The sequence below is a fragment of the Streptomyces sp. NBC_00887 genome, from assembly GCF_045207585.1.
Genome location: NZ_CP108788.1, coordinates 7867938 through 7886070, shown reverse-complemented (window position 1 = coordinate 7886070; position 18133 = coordinate 7867938). Strand labels below are relative to the sequence as shown.

19 protein-coding genes and 1 riboswitch are annotated in these 18133 nt (G+C 71.2%); of the genes, 9 read left to right on the top strand and 10 right to left on the bottom strand.

Going from position 1 to position 18133, the window contains the following annotated elements:
- Positions 1 to 4 precede the first annotated feature (4 nt).
- Complete coding sequence (locus OG844_RS35965; RefSeq protein ID WP_406389468.1) at positions 5 to 1519, top strand: phytoene desaturase family protein; 1515 nt, start codon at positions 5 to 7, stop codon at positions 1517 to 1519.
- 34 nt (positions 1520 to 1553) lie between these two features.
- On the opposite strand, the gene OG844_RS35960 is transcribed toward OG844_RS35965, so the two are convergent.
- The 6 genes from OG844_RS35960 to OG844_RS35935 all read right to left on the bottom strand — a co-directional run bounded on the left by OG844_RS35960 (position 1554) and on the right by OG844_RS35935 (position 6403).
- Positions 1554 to 2492, bottom strand: coding sequence for a hypothetical protein (locus OG844_RS35960; protein ID WP_406389470.1), 939 nt, complete (start codon positions 2490 to 2492; stop codon positions 1554 to 1556).
- A 50-nt stretch (positions 2493 to 2542) separates the two neighbouring features.
- Positions 2543 to 3460: a methylenetetrahydrofolate reductase [NAD(P)H] gene (metF, locus tag OG844_RS35955; RefSeq protein ID WP_406389471.1), complete on the bottom strand. Its 918-nt coding sequence runs from the start codon at positions 3458 to 3460 to the stop codon at positions 2543 to 2545.
- 121 nt (positions 3461 to 3581) lie between these two features.
- Complete coding sequence (gene thiE / locus OG844_RS35950; protein ID WP_406389472.1) at positions 3582 to 4232, bottom strand: thiamine phosphate synthase; 651 nt, start codon at positions 4230 to 4232, stop codon at positions 3582 to 3584.
- 135 nt (positions 4233 to 4367) lie between these two features.
- Complete coding sequence (locus OG844_RS35945; protein ID WP_383186721.1) at positions 4368 to 4733, bottom strand: Rv2175c family DNA-binding protein; 366 nt, start codon at positions 4731 to 4733, stop codon at positions 4368 to 4370.
- Positions 4734 to 4800: 67 nt separating this feature from the next.
- The gene (locus OG844_RS35940) at positions 4801 to 5964 is read right to left on the bottom strand and encodes an NAD(P)/FAD-dependent oxidoreductase (RefSeq protein WP_406396064.1); all 1164 of its coding nucleotides are present in this window, start codon (positions 5962 to 5964) and stop codon (positions 4801 to 4803) included.
- A gap of 97 nt (positions 5965 to 6061) precedes the next feature.
- On the bottom strand, positions 6062 to 6403 hold the full coding sequence (locus OG844_RS35935) for a hypothetical protein (protein ID WP_406389473.1): 342 nt from the start codon (positions 6401 to 6403) through the stop codon (positions 6062 to 6064).
- A gap of 51 nt (positions 6404 to 6454) precedes the next feature.
- Positions 6455 to 6567, top strand: a riboswitch (TPP riboswitch).
- On the opposite strand from OG844_RS35935, the gene thiO reads away from it, so the two are divergent.
- The 5 genes from thiO (at position 6565) to OG844_RS35910 (ending at position 11773) form a co-directional block, all read left to right on the top strand.
- A complete protein-coding gene (gene thiO, locus OG844_RS35930; protein WP_406389475.1) occupies positions 6565 to 7782 on the top strand; it encodes a glycine oxidase ThiO in 1218 nt (405 codons plus the stop codon). (Overlaps the previous riboswitch by 3 nt.)
- On the top strand, positions 7779 to 8045 hold the full coding sequence (thiS, locus tag OG844_RS35925) for a sulfur carrier protein ThiS (protein ID WP_406389477.1): 267 nt from the start codon (positions 7779 to 7781) through the stop codon (positions 8043 to 8045). The genes thiO and thiS overlap by 4 nt, the downstream gene beginning before the upstream one ends.
- Before the next feature lies 1 nt (position 8046).
- Entirely contained in the window at positions 8047 to 8841 is a 795-nt protein-coding gene (locus OG844_RS35920) for a thiazole synthase (protein ID WP_406389478.1), read from the top strand.
- A gap of 149 nt (positions 8842 to 8990) precedes the next feature.
- Positions 8991 to 10904, top strand: a complete 1914-nt coding sequence (gene pknB, locus OG844_RS35915) for a Stk1 family PASTA domain-containing Ser/Thr kinase (protein WP_406389480.1) — start codon at positions 8991 to 8993, stop codon at positions 10902 to 10904.
- Positions 10905 to 10909: 5 nt separating this feature from the next.
- Positions 10910 to 11773, top strand: a complete 864-nt coding sequence (locus OG844_RS35910; RefSeq protein WP_406389482.1) for a deoxyribonuclease IV — start codon at positions 10910 to 10912, stop codon at positions 11771 to 11773.
- 48 nt (positions 11774 to 11821) lie between these two features.
- Here the strand turns inward: OG844_RS35910 and OG844_RS35905 are convergent, their stop codons facing one another.
- A complete protein-coding gene (locus OG844_RS35905) occupies positions 11822 to 12454 on the bottom strand; it encodes a sulfite oxidase-like oxidoreductase (RefSeq protein ID WP_406389483.1) in 633 nt (210 codons plus the stop codon).
- 156 nt (positions 12455 to 12610) lie between these two features.
- On the opposite strand from OG844_RS35905, the gene bfr reads away from it, so the two are divergent.
- Positions 12611 to 13090 (top strand): bacterioferritin, encoded by a 480-nt coding sequence (gene bfr / locus OG844_RS35900; RefSeq protein WP_329211947.1) that lies wholly within the window; start codon positions 12611 to 12613, stop codon positions 13088 to 13090.
- Positions 13091 to 13153: 63 nt separating this feature from the next.
- Here bfr and OG844_RS35895 read toward each other — a convergent pair whose 3' ends face one another.
- Positions 13154 to 13423: a (2Fe-2S)-binding protein gene (locus tag OG844_RS35895; protein WP_351175135.1), complete on the bottom strand. Its 270-nt coding sequence runs from the start codon at positions 13421 to 13423 to the stop codon at positions 13154 to 13156.
- 161 nt (positions 13424 to 13584) lie between these two features.
- Positions 13585 to 14937, bottom strand: a complete 1353-nt coding sequence (locus tag OG844_RS35890) for a class II 3-deoxy-7-phosphoheptulonate synthase (protein WP_351175095.1) — start codon at positions 14935 to 14937, stop codon at positions 13585 to 13587.
- Positions 14938 to 15034: 97 nt separating this feature from the next.
- On the opposite strand from OG844_RS35890, the gene OG844_RS35885 reads away from it, so the two are divergent.
- Together OG844_RS35885 and OG844_RS35880 are read left to right on the top strand one after the other, a co-directional pair.
- Positions 15035 to 15091 (top strand): trp operon leader peptide, encoded by a 57-nt coding sequence (locus tag OG844_RS35885; protein ID WP_124277238.1) that lies wholly within the window; start codon positions 15035 to 15037, stop codon positions 15089 to 15091.
- A 96-nt stretch (positions 15092 to 15187) separates the two neighbouring features.
- Complete coding sequence (locus tag OG844_RS35880; protein WP_406389486.1) at positions 15188 to 17074, top strand: anthranilate synthase family protein; 1887 nt, start codon at positions 15188 to 15190, stop codon at positions 17072 to 17074.
- 40 nt (positions 17075 to 17114) lie between these two features.
- Here the strand turns inward: OG844_RS35880 and OG844_RS35875 are convergent, their stop codons facing one another.
- A complete protein-coding gene (locus OG844_RS35875; RefSeq protein ID WP_406389488.1) occupies positions 17115 to 18113 on the bottom strand; it encodes a 2-hydroxyacid dehydrogenase in 999 nt (332 codons plus the stop codon).
- Positions 18114 to 18133: the final 20 nt, after the last annotated feature.

The following is an 18133-nucleotide window of genomic DNA, read 5'->3' as shown; positions in this document are numbered from 1 at the left end:
TGACATGGCACGAATTGCGGTGATCGGCGCCGGGACGGGCGCGATGGCGGCGGCTGCCCGGCTGGCCGTGGCAGGCCACCGGGTGACGGTGTACGAGCGGTCCCGGACCTACGGCGGCTCGCTCGGCCGGTATGCCCACGAGGGGTTCGTCTTCGACACCGGACCCTCGCTGCTGCACCTTCCCGCGGTCTATCGCGACCTGTTCGTGAAGACGGGCAAGGAATCCCTGGAGCAGCGCGTCACGCTGACCCAGGTCGACCCTGCGAGCCGCCACCATTTCGCGGACGGCACCGCGGTCTCCCTGCCGAACGCCTCGCGGGCGGGAGTCGTCGGCGCGCTGGACGGGGCACTCGGCAAGGGATCGGGAGTGCGCTGGGGGGAGTTCCTGGACCGGGCGGGGACGGCATGGGACCGCTCGCGCAGGCCGCTGCTGGAGGAGCCCCTGCGGGACGACCGGCAGGTGCTGGGCCGTGATCCCTACCCCGCGCTCCGCAGGCGCAGGCTGCTGACCGTCCGGGAAGCGGGCACGGTCGCCGAGATCGGTGCGTGGGAGCTCGCGGACCCCCGGCTGGCCGCCCTGCTCGACGGGTACGCCCTGTCGTACGGCCTGGACCCCCGCCGCGCGCCGGCGGCCGCCGCCCTGCTGCCCTACATGGAGGAGACCTTCGGCAGCTGGTACGTCACCGGGGGCATGCGGGCGCTCGCCGAGGCGGTGTACGAACGGTGCCTGGCGCGCCGTGTGACGTTCGTTTTCGGTGCCGAGGTGGTCCGGGTGGCCGAGAAGGACGGCCGGGCCGCAGGCGTCGAACTGGCGGACGGCGAGAGTGTCGAGGCCGATCACGTGGTCCTGGGCGCGCAGCCGTGGCCCGGTCTGCTGTCCGGTGAGGGGCGGCGGCCCGGCGCAGAGGCAGGAGAAGCACGGGGGGCCGTGCAGGGTCCGGTGCCGGGCCGCTTCCTGGTGCTGCTGTCACTGCGCGGCGCCCGGGAGGCAGGTGCGGTGCACCGGAGCGTGGTGCACCGCGAGGACGGGGCCGCTGAGCAGGACGCGGTGTTCGGGGGACGGACCGCGGAGCGGCCCACCGTGACGGTGCTGCGTCCCGACGACCCCGCCACCCGCCCCGACGAGGCGCACGAGGCGGTGACCCTGATGGCGACGGTGGCCCCGCACGGTCCGGTGGACTGGACGGACGCGGCGCTGCGCGAGCGGTACGCGGACGTGCTGATCGATCGTGCCCGCGTGGCCGTTCCCGGTCTGCGGGAGCGGATACTCCACGTCGAGGTGCGCACCCCTGCCGAGACCGCCGCCGACACCGGCGCCGAGGGCGGTTCGGTGCCCGCGCCCGCGCTGGCGGGAGCTCGGGGCGCGTATCTGCACTCCGGGAACCGCACCGGGCTGCCCGGCCTGTATCTGGCGGGCGGCTGGTCGCATCCCGGTGGCGGACTGGCGCATGCCGGAATGTCGGGGGCCCTGGTCGCGGGGCTCGTGGTGGAGGGTGACGGCTTCCGCGGCTCGCAGTGAGCCGCGGAGCGCTCGTCGTCGTGCCCGCGGGTGGTCAGTAGCGGTACTGCTCGTTCTGGCCGGTGTCGTACCCGTTGCCGTACGGGGCGGGCTGCGGGGGCTGCTCGGGCGGCATCGGGGGGTACTGCTCGCCCTCGCGCTGCTGCGGGACCCAGACGCCTCCCGGCGGCGTCTCCGAGGCGTACTGCTCGGCGTAGGGGCCGGTGTACTGCTGCTGGCCCCCGTAGCTGTCGTAGCCGTTGCCGTAGCTGTCGTACGAGGAGTACTGGTCGGGGCCCGCTGCCGCACCGGTCCCGATGTACGGGTCGGAGTAGGGGGCGTAGTCCGGCGTCTGCGTGCCGTAGTCGTACTGGCCGGCGTAGGAGTCCTGGCCCTGGTAGGTGTCCTGGCCCGGATAGGCGCTCTGGCCCTGGTAGGCGCCCTGGCCGCTGTAGGTGTCCTGGGCGGGCTGCGCGTAGTCGGTGTACGGGTCGTAGGCGCCGTACTGCTGCTGCTCGCCCTGCGTTTCCTGGCTGCCCGCGGCCGCGTAGGCGGCGTCGGTGTATATCCCGTACTGCCCGGTGTCGTCCGGCAGCGGCTGCGGTTCGTAGACCGCGGATGCCGCGGTCTCGTCCCCGGCCTCCGGTACGGGTTCCTGGTACTCCAGGCCGGAGACCTCGAGCGTGGGTTTCCGGCCGGGTGCGTCGCCGGAACCACGGCGACGGCGGCTCTCGCCGGGGCTGCCGCCTATGGCCCAGCCCGTCGAGAAGCCCCGTCGGAAGGAGAGGGTCACATACGTCTGACCCGTCGCGAAGGCGATCGCGCCGAGGGCGATCACCAGCACGGAGGGAATCAGTACGCCGAGGACCACACCGAGGAATCCGGCGAAGGCGAGCAGCCGCCAGCGCAGCCGCGCCTTGTACTGCAGCAGCACCTCGCCCAGCAGCCACAGCGCCACGACGCCGAATGCGATGTAGAGGACCGTCCAGCCCACGCCCGCCCCCTCCTACGGCCACCGCCCCGGTTGGTGGCGGGTACGGCCGGTCACGACTGCTTGTGCAGTCCGAGATTCTCGTAGATCTCGAGTGTTGCCGTCGAGTTGTTGAGCGTAATGAAGTGCAGCCCCGGGACACCCTCGGAGAGCAGCTTCGCGCAGAACTCCGTGGCGAACTCGATGCCAATGGAGCGTACAGCGGCGGGATCGTCCTTCGCGGCGAGGATGCGCTCTTTCAGTGAGGAAGGCAGGGACGCGTTGCTGAGCTGGGCGAATCTCTCCAGCTGCCGGACGCTGGTGAGCGGCATCACCTCGGGAATGACGGGGGTGTCGCAACCGGCGGCGACCACGCGGTCACGCATCTGCAGATAGCTCTCCGGCTGGAAGAACATCTGGGTGATCGCATAGTCGGCACCCGCGCGGCACTTGTCCACGAAATGCCCGATGTCGGTGTCCCAGTCGGCCGACCGCGGGTGCATTTCGGGAAAGGCCGCGACGCCGACGCAGAAATCGCCGGATTCCTTGATGAGCCGGACGAGATCCGCCGCGTACCGCACGCCCTGAGGGTGCTTTACCCACTCGGCCATCGGGTCGCCCGGCGGGTCTCCGCGCACCGCGAGGATGTTGCGGATACCGGCGTCGGCGTACTGCCCGACCATGTTGCGCAGCTGGGCGACGGAGTGGTCGACGGCCGTGAGATGCGCGACGGGGGTGAGCGTGGAGTCGGCGGCGATCTGCTGGGTCGCCCGCACCGTCCCCGCACGCGTCGAACCGCCGGCCCCGTACGTCACGGAGACGAAGCTCGGGCCCACCGCCTCGACCCGCCGCAGGGCGTTCCAGAGGTTCCGTTCGCCCTTCTCGGTCTTGGGCGCCCAGAACTCGAACGAGTACGACGTTTTGCCGGTCGCGAGCATCTCACGCACGGTGCGAGCGTGATCTGTCCTCGTGGAGGGTGTGCCAAGAGCCATACTGGGAGGTTAACCAGGGCTCGGCGGTACCCCAACCAGACCGGGGCTTTTCACCCGGATTAATGTGATCGCTGTCCACCCCTCGGACAACTGCCTCCCCCGGAGCGCGAGATGCGCCCGCTCAGGCCGCGCGCGCCCTGATGCGCGCGGCGAGCGCCGCGGTCGCCGCGGCGGGATCCGCCGCTTCGGTGATCGCCCGCACGACAACGATCCGCCGTGCGCCCGCGTCCAGCACCTCGTCCAGATTGCCCGCGTCGATTCCGCCGATGGCGAACCAGGGGCGCGGCTGGTCGAGTGAGGCGGCGTAGCGGACGAGCCCCAGACCCGGGGCGTACCGGCCGGGCTTGGTCGGGGTGGGCCAGCAGGGGCCCGTGCAGAAGTAGTCGACGCCCGTCTCGGCGACGGCCGCGTCCACCTCGGACTCGGCGTGGGTGGAGCGGCCGATCACCGCCTCGGTGCCGATGACGGCGCGGGCGGCGGGCACCGGCAGATCGCCCTGCCCGAGGTGCAGCACGTCGGAGCCGATGGCGTGGGCGACGTCGGCCCGGTCGTTCACCGCGAGGAGTTTGCCGTGACGCTTGCAGGCGTCCGCGAACACGGCCAGGTGTTCGAGCTCCTCGGCGGCCTCCATGCCCTTGTCGCGCAACTGCACGATGTCGACGCCGGAGGAGAGCACGGCATCGAGGAACGCGGGAAGGTCGCCCTGCCGTTTGCGGGCGTCCGTGCAGAGGTAGAGCCGGGCGTCGGCCAGCAGCGAGCGAGGCGTGGACATGGTGGATTTCCCCCGTTGATAGGTCGCCGGCACCCGCCGGGCCGCCGACCCGGTGGTCGTCGGCCCGGCGGGGTGCCGGTCACGGCGGGGTGCGGGCCGTGAAGCACGGCCCGCACCCCGCATACGGTCGTCCGGTCAGACGGCGAGCGCCTGGGCCCGGCGCTTCACCTCCGTACCGCGATTCTCACTCAGTGCCTGCGCGGGCGTGCCGGGCAGGCTCGGGTCGGGGGTGAAGAGCCACTCCAGCATCTCTTCGTCGCTGTAGCCGTCGTCCTTCAGGAGCGTCAGGGTCCCTGCGAGGCCCTTGACCACCTTGTTGCCGTCGATGAAGGCGGCAGGCACCTGGAGCGTCCGCCTCTCACCACGTCGTACGGCGATGAGCTGACCCTCCTTGACCAGCTGCCGTACACGCGTCACCTCGACATCGAGCATTTCCGCGATGTCGGGAAGGTGGAGCCAGTCGGGGACGAGAACATCGATCTTTGCGTCAATCTCGGTCACGGGGACAAGCCTGCCATCCCGGACCGGCAGTCGGTAGCCGGGCCGCCCGTAAGGAGGTACCCGGGTCCTACGGCGCCGCAGTCCTCAGCGGTACGGAGGGGTCCGCGGCACGCACCGGATCGATGCTCGCCCCGGCCTCGATGAGCTTGCGCGCCTGGGCGAGGTCGCGCGGCCGGCTGACGGCGAGCACCGCCACCAGGACGCCCCCGCGCAGCCAGCAGACCGTCCAGGCCGGGTCCGCCGGGTCGCCGCGCCACAGCATGGTGTCGGCGGCGGCGTGGTGACCGGCGTACTGCACGAACCGGCCGAACTGCTCGGACCAGAAGTAGGGCACCGGGTCGTACGTCCGGGGCTGCCCGTCCGCGAGGGCGGCCGCGACCGTCCGGGGCCCCTGGAGGGCGTTGTCCCAGTGGTGGACCAGCAGCCGCTCGCCGTAGCGGGCGGAGGGGAAGGAGGCACAGTCACCCACCGCGTACACGTCGGGCAGGGAGGTGCGCAGCGAGCCGTCGGCGGTGATCGAGCCGTCCGGGCCGAGCGCGATGCCGGAGTCCTCCAGCCAGCCGGTGGCGGGGCGGGCGCCGATGCCGACGATCACCGCTCCGGCGGGGACCACCCGTCCGTCCGCCAGGACGACGGCACCGGGGTCGACGCGCGCCACCCGGGCGCCGGTGAGGAGTTCGGCTCCGCTCTCGGCGTACCAGCGGGCCATCGGGGCGGCGACGTCGGCGGGCAGGGTGCCCGCGAGGGGGCGTTCCGCTGCTTCGACGACGGTGACCGCGCAGCCCGCGGCACGGGCCGCGGTGGTGAATTCGGCACCGATCCAGCCGGCTCCCACGACCACGACGTCGTGCTGCCGCTCCAGGACGGGCCGCAGCCGTGCGGCATCGTCGACGGTGCGCAGCAGATGGACACCGGGAACGCCCTCGGAGCCGGGCAGGACGACGGGCTCGGCCCCGGTGGCGAGAACCAGCACGTCGTACGGGACGGGGCCCTCGGGGGTGTCCAGTTCGTGTGCGTCGGCGCGCAGTCCGCTCACGTCGAGGCCAAGGCGCAGGGTGATGTCAAGCGCCTCGAAGTCGACGTCGAAGGCGGAGTCCTCGGCCTTGCCGAGCAGGACCGCCTTCGACAGGGGCGGCCTGTCGTAGGGCTGGTGCGGTTCCGCGCCGATCAGGGTGACCTGGCCGGCGAAGCCCTGTTCGCGCAGGGCCACGGCGGTCTGCACGCCTGCCATGCCGGCGCCGACGACCACGACCCGGCGTGGCTGCTGTCCCGTTTCCCGCTGTTCCGTCTGCTCGCTCACCCGGCCACCCTAATCACCTGACGTTCCATCAGGTGTCGAGCTCCTCCACCACGCTCGTCCCGCTGCCCTCCTGGGACTCCCACTCCCACCGCTCTTCCAGCCGCACCCGGCCGTCGGGGAGTTCCGTGACGGTCGAGACGCAGTGGCCGCCGGAGGTCGTTCCGTCCTGCTTCAGCTGCACATAACGGAAGTCCAGGGTGTCGCCCTCCCTGGTGCCGACGAGATGTCCGCGGACGACGTCACCGCCCGCGTACTCGGCCCAGACCCGTCCCTCCCGCTCCCGGTAGGTGAAGCGTGTGCGGGTGCCGACCTGGCCGGGTGCCTGGTCCGCGACGGGCGACAGGACGAGTCCGTCGAGTGAACGGGCCACGGTGGCTGCTCCCTTACTGGCTGCGGGTTGCGGGGTTTAGGGTGGCCAACGTAAGGCACTCGCGGGAGCCCGGACGCACCGGGCTGAGAGGGAGGCTGGACGGCCTCCGACCGTACGAACCTGATCCGGGTCATGCCGGCGAAGGGAGGGGCTGGACGCCCATGCGCATCTCCGAGAACGGATCCGACGTCCTGGTCGTCGGGGGCGGCATCATCGGCCTGGTGACCGCCTGGCGGGCGGCCGGGCGCGGCATGTCCGTCGCGGTCGCCGATCCCGAACCGGGCGGCGGTGCCGCCCAGGTCGCGGCCGGCATGCTCGCGGCCGTCACCGAACTCCACTACGGCGAGCAGACGCTGCTCGGCCTCAATGTCGCCTCCGCCGCCCGCTATCCGGCGTTCGTGGCCGAGCTGGAGGAAGCGAGCGGGCAGGAGACCGGCTTCCGTGCCTGCGGCACGCTGGCGGTCGCGCTGGACTCCGACGACCGGGCCCATCTGCGGGAGCTGCACGCCCTGCAGCAGCGTTCGGGGCTGGCGTCGGAGTGGCTGAGCGGCCGCGAGTGCCGCCGGCTGGAGCCGATGCTGGCCCCCTGCGTGCGCGGCGGACTGCGGGCGGACGGCGACCACCAGGTGGATCCCCGCCGGCTGGCCTCGGCCCTGGTCACGGCGTGTGAGCGGGCCGGTGTGGTCTTCCACCGGGCCCGGGCGGAGCGGCTCCGCGTGACGGGCGGCCGGGCGGCCGGAGCGGTCCTCGCGGACGGTACGGAGCTGAGCGCCGACCAGGTCGTGCTGGCCGCCGGCAGTCTCAGCGGCAGACTCGCCGGGGTCCCCGAGGAGGTCGTACCACCGGTCCGCCCGGTCAAGGGGCAGGTACTGCGTCTGGCCGTGCCGCCCGCGTACGCCCCTTTCCTCAGCCGCACCGTACGGGCCGTGGTCCGCGGCAGTCACGTCTACCTCGTCCCGCGCGCCAACGGCGAGCTGGTCGTGGGCGCGACCAGCGAGGAGATGGGCTGGGACACGACGGTCACCGCGGGCGGGGTCTACGAACTGCTGCGCGACGCCCACGAGCTGGTGCCGGGCATCACCGAACTGCCGCTGACCGAGACCCGCGCGGGCCTGCGTCCCGCATCTCCGGACAACGCCCCGCTGCTGGGCCCGACGGCACTGCCCGGCCTGCACCTCGCCACCGGCCACCACCGCAACGGGGTGCTGCTGACGCCCGTCACCGGTGACGTGATGGGCCAAGTGCTGGCCACCGGCGAACTGCCCGCAGAGGCGCGCCCCTTCGCGCCGAGCCGCTTCGCGTCCTCCGGCCGGGGTCCCGCGTCACCGAACCTCTCCCCCGGAGCCCTCACTTCAGCACCTCAGGAGCAGCCCGCATGACCGAGCCCCTGCCCACCGCCGCTCCCGCACCTGCGTCCGCCTCCGCATCCGGGCCCGAGTCGGTGTCCCTGTCCGTCAACGGGGAGCACCGCACCGTCCCGGCCGGTACCGCGCTGGACGCCCTGGTCGCGACCCTGACCACGGCGCACTCCGGTGTCGCCGCCGCGGTCAACGAGGCCGTCGTGCCGCGCAGTCAGTGGTCCGCCACCGCTCTCGGCGAGGGCGACCGCGTCGAGGTCCTCACCGCGGTCCAGGGAGGCTGACATGTCGGACGATCTCTTCACGCTCGGCTCCACCACCTTCTCGTCCCGGCTGATCATGGGAACGGGCGGTGCGCCCAGCCTCGAGGTGCTGGAGCGCTCCCTGATCGCCTCGGGAACCGAGCTGACCACCGTCGCGATGCGCCGGCTCGATCCGACCGTGCAGGGCTCGGTGCTCTCCGTCCTGGAGCGGCTCTCCATCCGCGTGCTGCCCAACACCGCCGGCTGTTTCACCGCGGGCGAGGCCGTACTGACCGCCCGGCTGGCCAGGGAGGCGCTCGGCACCGACTGGATCAAGCTGGAGGTCGTGGCAGACGAGCGGACCCTGCTGCCCGATCCGATCGAGCTGCTGGACGCCGCCGAGACCCTGGCGGACGAGGGCTTCACCGTCCTTCCGTACACCAGTGACGACCCGGTCCTCGCCCGGAAACTCCAGGACGTGGGGTGCGCGGCGATCATGCCGCTCGGCTCCCCCATCGGATCCGGGCTCGGCATCCGCAACCCGCACAACTTCCAGCTGATCATCGAGCAGGCCGCGGTTCCGGTGATCCTCGACGCGGGGGCGGGAACCGCTTCGGACGCGGCGCTGGCGATGGAGCTGGGGTGCGCCGCTGTGATGCTCGCCTCAGCGGTGACCCGGGCGCAGGAGCCGGAGCTGATGGCCGCGGCGATGCGGCACGCGGTGGACGGAGGGCGCCTGGCGTACCGGGCCGGCCGGATCCCGAGGCGGCATTTCGCCGAGGCGTCCTCGCCCGCCGAGGGCCGGGCGGTGCTGGATCCGGAGCGCCCGGCCTTCTGACACGGCCGCCCGACCTGCTCACACGGCTGCTCCACCGGCCGCTCCCAGGTCACCACACATACATGTCCCTGTCACGGCTCGGCTTCAGAACGGTCCCCGGGCTGCCCCGGGCCGTCCGCCGTGTCCGTGGCGGCTCGTAGACTCGACCCGTGGACACGACCCTCCAGGACCCCCTCGTCGGGCAGCTGCTCGACGGCCGCTACCGCATCGATGCGCGCATCGCCGTCGGCGGTATGGCCACGGTCTACCGGGCCGTGGACACCCGTCTCGACCGGGTGCTCGCCCTCAAGGTGATGCATCCGGCCCTGGCGACCGACGCCGCCTTCGTCGAGCGCTTCATCCGCGAGGCCAAGTCCGTGGCCCTGCTGGCGCACCCCAATGTGGTGGCCGTGTTCGACCAGGGCGCCCAGGGCGCGTACGTGTATCTGGCGATGGAGTACGTCGCGGGGTGCACCCTGCGCGACGTACTGCGTGAGCGGGGCGCCCTGCAGCCGCGGGCCGCACTGGACATCCTGGAGCCGGTCCTCGCCGCGCTCGGTGCCGCGCACCGGGCGGGCTTCGTCCATCGCGACATGAAGCCGGAGAACGTCCTGATAGGGGACGACGGCCGGGTGAAGGTCGCCGACTTCGGTCTCGTACGGGCGGTGGGCACGGTCACGGACACCACCGGCTCGCTCCTGGGCACCGTCTCGTACCTCGCGCCGGAGCAGATCGAGCACGGCACGGCCGACACCCGCGCCGATGTGTACGCCTGCGGGGTCGTGCTGTACGAGATGCTGACCGGCGGCAAGCCGCACACCGGTGAGACCGCCGCACAGGTCATCTACCAGCACCTCAACGAGGACGTCCCGGCCCCGTCCGCGGCGGTTCCGGGCCTGGCCGCAGGGCTGGACGAGCTGGTGGCGGGCGCCACCGCCCGCAATCCCGAGGCCCGGCCCCATGACGCGGTGGCCATGCTGGCCCGGTCCCGCGAGGTGCGTGCCGGTCTGACCGGGGAGCACCTGGACGCGATGCCTCCGCAGGCCCTCGCCGGGACGCATGACGCCGCCGGCGACCGTACGAGCGTGATCCCCCGGGTCATCCCGGCCGGCCAGGGCACCGCGCACCACACCAGCCGCCTGGAGATGCCCCCGCTGCCGCCGCGGACGGGTGGCCGTCGGCCGTTCGCCGCCGGATCCCGGCGCGGGATGTTCGCGACGCTCGTCGCCCTCCTGCTGGTCCTGGGGGTCGGTGCGGGTGTCTGGTACATCAATTCGGGGCAGTTCACCCGGGTCCCCTCGCTCCTGGGCCAGACCCAGACGGCGGCGGAGAAGCGGCTCGCGGACGCCGGTCTCGACGTGGGGGGCGTCAAGCGTTCCTACAGCGACACGGTCGATCGCGGCAGGGTGATCAGCAGCGATCCCGGATCGGGCGAGCGGATCCGGGGCAATGACGCGGTGAAGCTGGTGATCTCGCGCGGGCCGGAGATCGTGCAGGTGCCCGATGTCGAGGGCATCGCGCTCGCCGATGCCCGACGCGAGCTGAAGGAGGTCGGCCTGGTGCCGGGGATGGTGACCCGGGAGTTCAGCGAGGAGATCGCACGGGGCGAGGTGATCCGTACGGATCCCGCCGTCGGTACCGATCGCCACCCCGACTCGGCCGTCGCCCTGGTGATCAGCAAGGGCAGCCCGGTCAGTGTCCCGGACGTCACGGGGCTCGACATCGAGGCCGCGAGGGCCGCGCTGGAGGAGGCGGGCCTCAGGACCGAGGTGCTGCCCGACCGGGTCACCTCTCCCGAGGCCGAGAGCACCGTCGCCCGCCAGTCACCCGCCGACGACGCGGAGGCCGCGGAGGGCGACACCGTCGAGCTCACGGTCTCCAAGGGCCCGCGCATGCTCGACGTCCCGGATGTCACCGGGAAGGACGTGGACGAGGCCAGGAGCACACTGGAGGAGGCGGGGTTCGAGGTCAAGGTCGACCGGTCGTTCCTCTCCTTCAGCGACACGATCGAGAGTCAGTCGGTCGACGGTGGCGAAGAGGCCCCGGAGGGCTCCACGATCACCATCAAGACCAAGGGTCTCTAGAACACATGCGCAACCCAGTAGGCGGTCACGTCCCGGTGGCGGGCGGCCTCGCGAAGGTCGGCCTCGGCTATGCGAGGGAGCTGGCGGCGGAGACCGTACAGGTCTTCGTCGCCAATCCGCGCGGGTGGGCGACACCGCCAGGAAACCCGGCGCAGGACGAGCTGTTCCGCTCGGAGTGCGCGGCAGAGTCCGTCCCCGCGTACGTCCACGCCCCGTATCTGATCAACTTCGGCTCGCACACCGAGGCCACCGCCGAGAGGTCCGTCGAGTCGCTGCGCCACTCGCTGCGCCGGGCCAGGGAGATCGGCGCCCTGGGCGTGGTGGTGCACACCGGGTCGGCGACCGGCGGGCGACCGCGGTCCGAGGCCCTCGCCCAGGTGCGCACGCACATGAGGCCGCTGCTCGACGAGCTGACCCATGACGACGATCCGTTCCTGCTGCTGGAGTCGACGGCCGGGCAGGGATTCTCGCTCTGTTCACGGACCTGGGACTTCGGCCCGTACTTCGAGGCCCTGGACTCCCACCCCAAGCTGGGGATCTGCCTGGACACCTGTCACATCTACGCGGCGGGCCACGACCTGGCGGGCCCCGGCGGCATGCGGCAGACCCTGGATCTGCTGGTGGACACGGTCGGTGAGGGCCGGCTGAAGCTGATCCACGCCAATGACTCCAAGGACGTCGTGGGCGCGCACAAGGACCGCCACGAGAACATCGGCGCGGGCAACATCGGCGCCGAACCCTTCCGGGAGCTGTTCTCGCATCCGGCGACCGAAGGGGTGCCGCTGATCATCGAGACGCCCGGCGGCAAGGAAGGGCACGCGGCGGACGTGGCGCGTCTGAAGGAACTCCGGGGCACCGTCGGCCTGTGAGGTGAGCGCGGCAGGGTACTCCGTGCGGGTGTACCGGCTGCCGCGGGGTCAGAGCTCGGGGCCGTCCCCGGGCTCCTCCTGGTAGCTGTAGCGCTGCTCGCGCCACGGATCGCCGATGTTGTGGTAGCCGCGCTCCTCCCAGAATCCCCGGCGGTCGGCGCTCATGTACTCGATGCCGCGGACCCACTTGGGGCCCTTCCAGGCGTACAGGTGCGGTACGACCAGCCGCAGCGGGAATCCGTGTTCGGCGGTGAGGAGTTCGCCGTCCTTGTGGGTGGCGAAGAGCGTGCGGTCGGACATGAAGTCGGACAGCCGCAGGTTCGAGCTGAATCCGTATTCGGCCCAGACCATCACATGGGTGACATGGGGTGCGGGCGGCGCCAGTTCCACGACCGAGCGGGCGAGGATTCCGCCCCATTCGGCTCCGAGCATGCTGAACTTCGTCACGCAGTGGAGATCGGCGACGACCGTGGAGTACGGCAGCGCCGAGAATTCCTGGTGGTTCCAGCAGCGCTTCTCACCGTCCGCCGTGGCCCCGAAGACCCTGAACTCCCAGCGATCGGGCTTGAACTTGGGCACCGGCCCGTAGTGGGTGACCGGCCAGCCACGCTGCAGTCGCTGCCCCGGCGGTAGCCCGGACTGCTCTGCTGTGCCGCGTTCCCGGCTTTCCGGCTGACCCATGCCTCCATGGTGACAGACAGGCAGGGGTGGTTATGACCAAGGGAGACCCGATTCGGGCAACTCGTACTAAGCATGCACTTACTGGACGACTGCGGGGTGCGATGCAAGGATGCGGCGCAAACATGCCCAGTTCACCGGTTGGAAGGAGCCTCTGCGATGCAGGGCGACCCCGAGGTCCTCGAGTTTCTGAACGAACAGCTGACCGCCGAATTGACTGCCATCAACCAGTACTTCCTGCACGCCAAGATGCAGGACAACTTCGGCTGGACGAAGCTCGCCAAGTACACCCGGGCCGAGTCGTTCGACGAGATGAAGCACGCCGAGATCCTCACCGACCGGATCCTCTTCCTGGAGGGCCTGCCCAACTACCAGCGGCTCTTCCACGTTCGGGTCGGCCAGACGGTCACCGAGATGTTCCAGGCCGACCGCCAGGTCGAGGTGGAGGCGATCGACCGCCTGAAGCGGGGCATCGACGTGATGCGCGCCAAGGGCGACGTCACCTCGGCGAACATCTTCGAGTCCATCCTGGCGGACGAGGAGCACCACATCGACTACCTCGACACCCAGCTGGAGCTGGTGGAGAAGCTCGGGGAGCCGCTCTACATCGCGCAGCTGATCGAGCAGCCGGAGAGCTGACCCGCCCGACCCGTCCGTGGGCCAGGGCTCCGCGGGAGACCCTGACGCTCCTGGAGGGCCCGCTCAGGCGGCGTCGGAGAGCCGGACGTCCGGCGGACCGGCGAAGGTGACGGGCGCACCGGCAGGAGCGCCCGTCGGCTCCGTCCGCCCCTCGATGAGCTCACGGCGCGGGCAGTCGCCGCGTCCGAGCAGTGCCTGGATCCTGCGGACGCAGCCACCGCAGTCCGTTCCCGCCTTGCAGGCGGAGGCTATCTGGCGAGGCGTGCACGCCCCGTCGTCCGCATGCTTCTTGACCTGCTGTTCCGTGATGCCGAAGCAGGAGCAGACGTACACGCGGTTCACCTCCCGACGGGGTCGTTCGCTGCGCCGTCCCGATGTTTCGGTGAGGCTAACCTAACCTTACCCGTCGCGCCAGGCCCGCAAAAGCCCCGGTTACGACTGTGGGGCACGGATCACATGGATCCGTGCCCCACAGGTGCTCTCAGCGGTGGTCCCTACTGGTCGCGGTACATCTCGGCGACCAGGAAGGCCAGGTCGAGGGACTGGCTGCGGTTGAGGCGCGGGTCGCAGGCCGTCTCGTAGCGCTGGTGCAGATCGTCCACGAAGATCTCGTGGCCGCCGCCCACGCACTCGGTGACGTCGTCACCGGTGAGCTCGACGTGGATGCCGCCCGGGTGGGTGCCCAGGGCCTTGTGGACCTCGAAGAAGCCCTTGACCTCGTCCAGGACGTCGTCGAAGCGGCGCGTCTTGTGTCCGGACGCGGCCTCGAAGGTGTTGCCGTGCATCGGGTCGGTCACCCACACCACCGTGGCGCCGGAGGCCGTGACCTTCTCGACCAGCTCGGGGAGCTTGTCGCGGACCTTGTCGGCGCCCATGCGCACGATGAAGGTCAGCCGGCCCGGCTCGCGGTCGGGGTCGAGACGGTCGACGTAGCCGAGCGCCTCGTCGACGGTGGTCGTCGGGCCGAGCTTGATGCCGATGGGGTTGCGGACCTTCGAGGCGAACTCGATGTGCGCGCCGTCCATCTGGCGGGTGCGCTCACCGACCCAGACCATGTGACCCGAGGTGTCGTACAGCCGGCCGGTGCGCGAGTCGGTGCGGGTGAGCGCCGACTCGTAGTCCAGCAGGAGCGCCTCGTGCGAGGCGTAGAACTCGACCGCCTTGAACTCGGCCGGGTCCGTGCCGCACGCCTTCATGAAGTTCAGCGCGTTGTCGATCTCGCGGGCCAGGGCCTCGTAGCGCTGGCCGGAGGGCGAGGACTTCACGAAGTCCTGGTTCCAGGCGTGGACCTGCCGCAGGTCGGCGTAGCCGCCGGTGGTGAAGGCGCGGACCAGGTTCAGCGTGGAGGCGGATGCGTGGTACATCCGCTTCAGCCGCTCGGGGTCCGGGATGCGGGCTTCCTCGGTGAAGGCGAAGCCGTTGACGGAGTCGCCGCGGTAGGTCGGCAGGGTCACGCCGTCGCGGGTCTCGGTCGACTTGGAGCGCGGCTTGGAGTACTGGCCCGCGATCCGGCCGATCTTGACCACGGGCACGGAAGCCGCGTAGGTGAGGACGGCGCTCATCTGGAGCAGCGTCTTCAGCTTGGCCCGGATGTGCTCGGCCGACACCGCGTCGAAGGCCTCGGCGCAGTCACCGCCCTGCAGCAGGAACGCCTCGCCCTTGGCAACGGCCGCCAGGCGGGCACGCAGCTGGTCGCACTCGCCTGCGAAGACGAGCGGAGGATACGATTCGAGCTCCGCGAGCACATCGCGCAGAGCCTCGGCATCGGGGTACTCGGGCTGCTGCGCCGCGGGAAGGTCACGCCAGGTGTTGCCACTGGCGACGGAGGTATTGGCGTTCACGGTCACCTCCCCAACATTACGGGGTCGCGGAGCGCGTCCATCCGGGCGCTCAACAATTGAGACACACGCTCGTTCGTCCGGTGGATCCGCTAGGGTTCGGGACATGTTCGCGCAGACGACCCAGAACTGGTGGTGGACCGCTCATCCGGCGGCCCGCTGACTCATCGCGCGTACAGACTTCGCGAAGGCCGCCCGAGGGGCGGCCTTCTCTGCGTTTCGGAGCCGGGAGCCGTTCCTCCATCCGGAAGGAACTCCCATGCCCGACCGTGTCACCGACCTGGTTCGCAGACTGCTCCGGGACGACTGCCCTCCCTTCGCGCTGCTGCGCAGGCGTACACCCGGCCGGGACCACGACACCGTCGAGGTCCTGATCGGCCCCGTCCACGAGGTGGACAGACTCGCCGGACTCCCGGTGGGCGAGCAGCCGGCCCTGGCCTTGGTGCCGTTCCGGCAGATCGCCGAGCGCGGTTTCGACGTACGCGACGACGGCACCCCGCTGGCCGTACTGGTCGCCGACGAGTCCTGGGAGCTGCCGCTGGACGAGGTGCTGGCGCGGCTGCCCGCCCATGACGTACGCGTCGAGGACGGTGCCTTCGACGTCCCCGACGGGGAGTACGCGGACATCGTGCGGCGGGTCATCGAGGACGAGATCGGGCAGGGCGAGGGCGCGAACTTCGTGATCCGGCGGACCTTCGAGGGCGGGATCCCGGGTTTCGGCCGGGCCGACGCGCTGGCGCTGTTCCGGCGGCTGCTGGCCGGTGAGCGGGGCGCGTACTGGACGTTCGTCGTGCACACCGGGGACAGGACGCTGGTCGGCGCCAGTCCCGAGGTGCATGTGCGGATGTCCGGCGGGACCGTCGTGATGAACCCGATCAGCGGGACCTACCGCTACCCCGCCGAGGGGCCGAGCGCCGAGAGCCTGCTGGCCTTCCTCGGCGACCGCAAGGAGACCGAGGAGCTCTCCATGGTGGTCGACGAGGAGCTCAAGATGATGTGCACCGTCGGCGACATGGGCGGTGTGGTGGTCGGCCCCCGGCTCAAGGAGATGGCCCACCTCGCGCACACCGAGTACGAACTGCGCGGGCGCTCCTCGCTGGATGTGCGCGAGGTCCTCAGGGAGACGATGTTCGCGGCGACGGTCACCGGTTCCCCGGTGCAGAACGCCTGCCGGGTCATCGAGCGGTACGAGCCCGGTGGCCGCGGTTACTACGCGGGCGCCCTGGCCCTGCTGCGCCAGGAGCCCGGCGGGGCGCAGACGCTGGACTCCCCCATCCTGATCCGCACCGCGGACATCTCGGCCGGCGGCCGGCTGCGGGTACCGGTCGGGGCGACGCTCGTGCGCCACTCCGACCCGGCGGGCGAGGTCGCCGAGACCCATGCGAAGGCGGCCGGTGTGCTCGCGGCGCTGGGCGTCCGGCCCGGCCGGCCCGAGGCGGAGGCGGGCCGCCCGCAGCTGGCCTCCGATCCGCGGGTGCAGGCGGCCCTGGACGACCGGCGCGGCGGCCTCGCCCCCTTCTGGCTGCGCATGCAGGAGCGCACCCGTGAACTGTCCGGGCACGCGCTGGTGGTGGACGGCGAGGACACGTTCACCGCGATGCTGGCGCATCTGCTGCGCTCCTCGGGCCTCACCGTGTCGGTGCACAGGTACGACGAGCCCGGCCTGCGCGAGACGGTACGGGCGCACGAGGGACCCGTTGTCCTGGGCCCGGGGCCCGGCAACCCCGGGGACGCCGCGGATCCGAAGATGCGGCTGCTGCGCGGACTGACCGCCGAGCTGGTCGGGGAACACCGCCACGGGCTGCTGGGCGTATGCCTGGGCCATGAGCTGATCGCGGCGGAGCTGGGCCTGGAGATCGTACGGAAAGCCGTGCCGTACCAGGGTGCGCAGACCCGGATCGAGCTGTTCGGGCGGCCCGAGACCGTCGGTTTCTACAACAGCTTCACGGCGCGCTGCGACGAGGCCGCCGCCACCGAGCTGGGGGCGCACGGCATCGAGGTGAGCCGGGACGCGGGCTCCGGGGAGTTGCACGCCCTGCGGGGCAAGGGCTTCGCCTCGGTCCAGTTCCACCCGGAGTCGGTGCTGACGCTGCGCGGGGCCGCGATCGTCACCGGGCTGCTGGCGGCACTGCCGGTGGCCGGCTGAGGCAATCCCGTGGGGCCCGGGCGACCGGGGCCCCACGGGGCTACGGAGCGGCCGGCACGAGGACGTTGGCGCTGCGGCGGCCCGCCAGGTAGTCGGTGACGTTCTGCACGGTGGCTTCGATGATCTGTCCCACCGCCTCGCGCGTGTAGTACGCCTGGTGCGAGGTCACGATGACGTTCGGAAAGGTGACGAGCCGGGCCAGGGTGTCGTCGTCGACGCCCTCCAGGGACTTGTCGAGGTAGAACAGCCCCGCCTCCGCCTCGTACACGTCGAGTCCGACGCCGGTGAAGCGGCCGGCCCGCAGTTCGACGACGAGCGCCTCGGTGTCGATGAGGCCGCCGCGGCTGGAGTTGACCAGGATCGCGTCGTCCTTCATCACCGACAGGCTGTCCTTGCCGATGAGGTGGTGGGTGGCGGGCAGCAGCGGCACGTGGAGGCTGATCAGGTCGGCCTCGGCGAGGAGCTGCTCCCTGTCGACGTAGGTCATGCCGAGCGCGGTGCAGGCGGGGTTCTCCGCGATGTCCCAGCCCAGCAGATTCATCCCGAAGCCGTGGGCGATCCGGGTGAACGCCTCGCCGATCTTGCCCGTGCCGATCACACCGGCCGTGCGGCCGTGCATGTCCCGCCCGAGGAGCCCGTCGAGCCGGAAGTCGAAGTCACGGGTGCGGCTCACCGCGCGGACGATGTTGCGGTTGACCGCCATGGCGAGGGTCCAGGCGAATTCGGCGACCGAGTGGGGCGAGTAGTACGAGACCCTGGCGACGCGCAGTGCGAGGCGTTCGGCGACGTCCAGGTCGATGTTGTTGAAGCCGGTGGAGCGCTGGGCGATCATCTGCGTGCCGCCCGCCGCCAGGGTCTGCAGGACGGGGCCGCCGAGGTCGGCGTTGACACTGGTGGAGATGATCTCGTAGCCGGCCGCGATGGGGGCGGTGTCCTTGGTCAGGAAGACGTCCAGGCAGCGGACGTCGTGCAGGCCGGCGAAGGCCTTCTCGATCAGTGGCTTCTCGTCCGACTGCACACCGAATGCCAGGATTTCCACGACGTCTCCCGGGTTGGGGG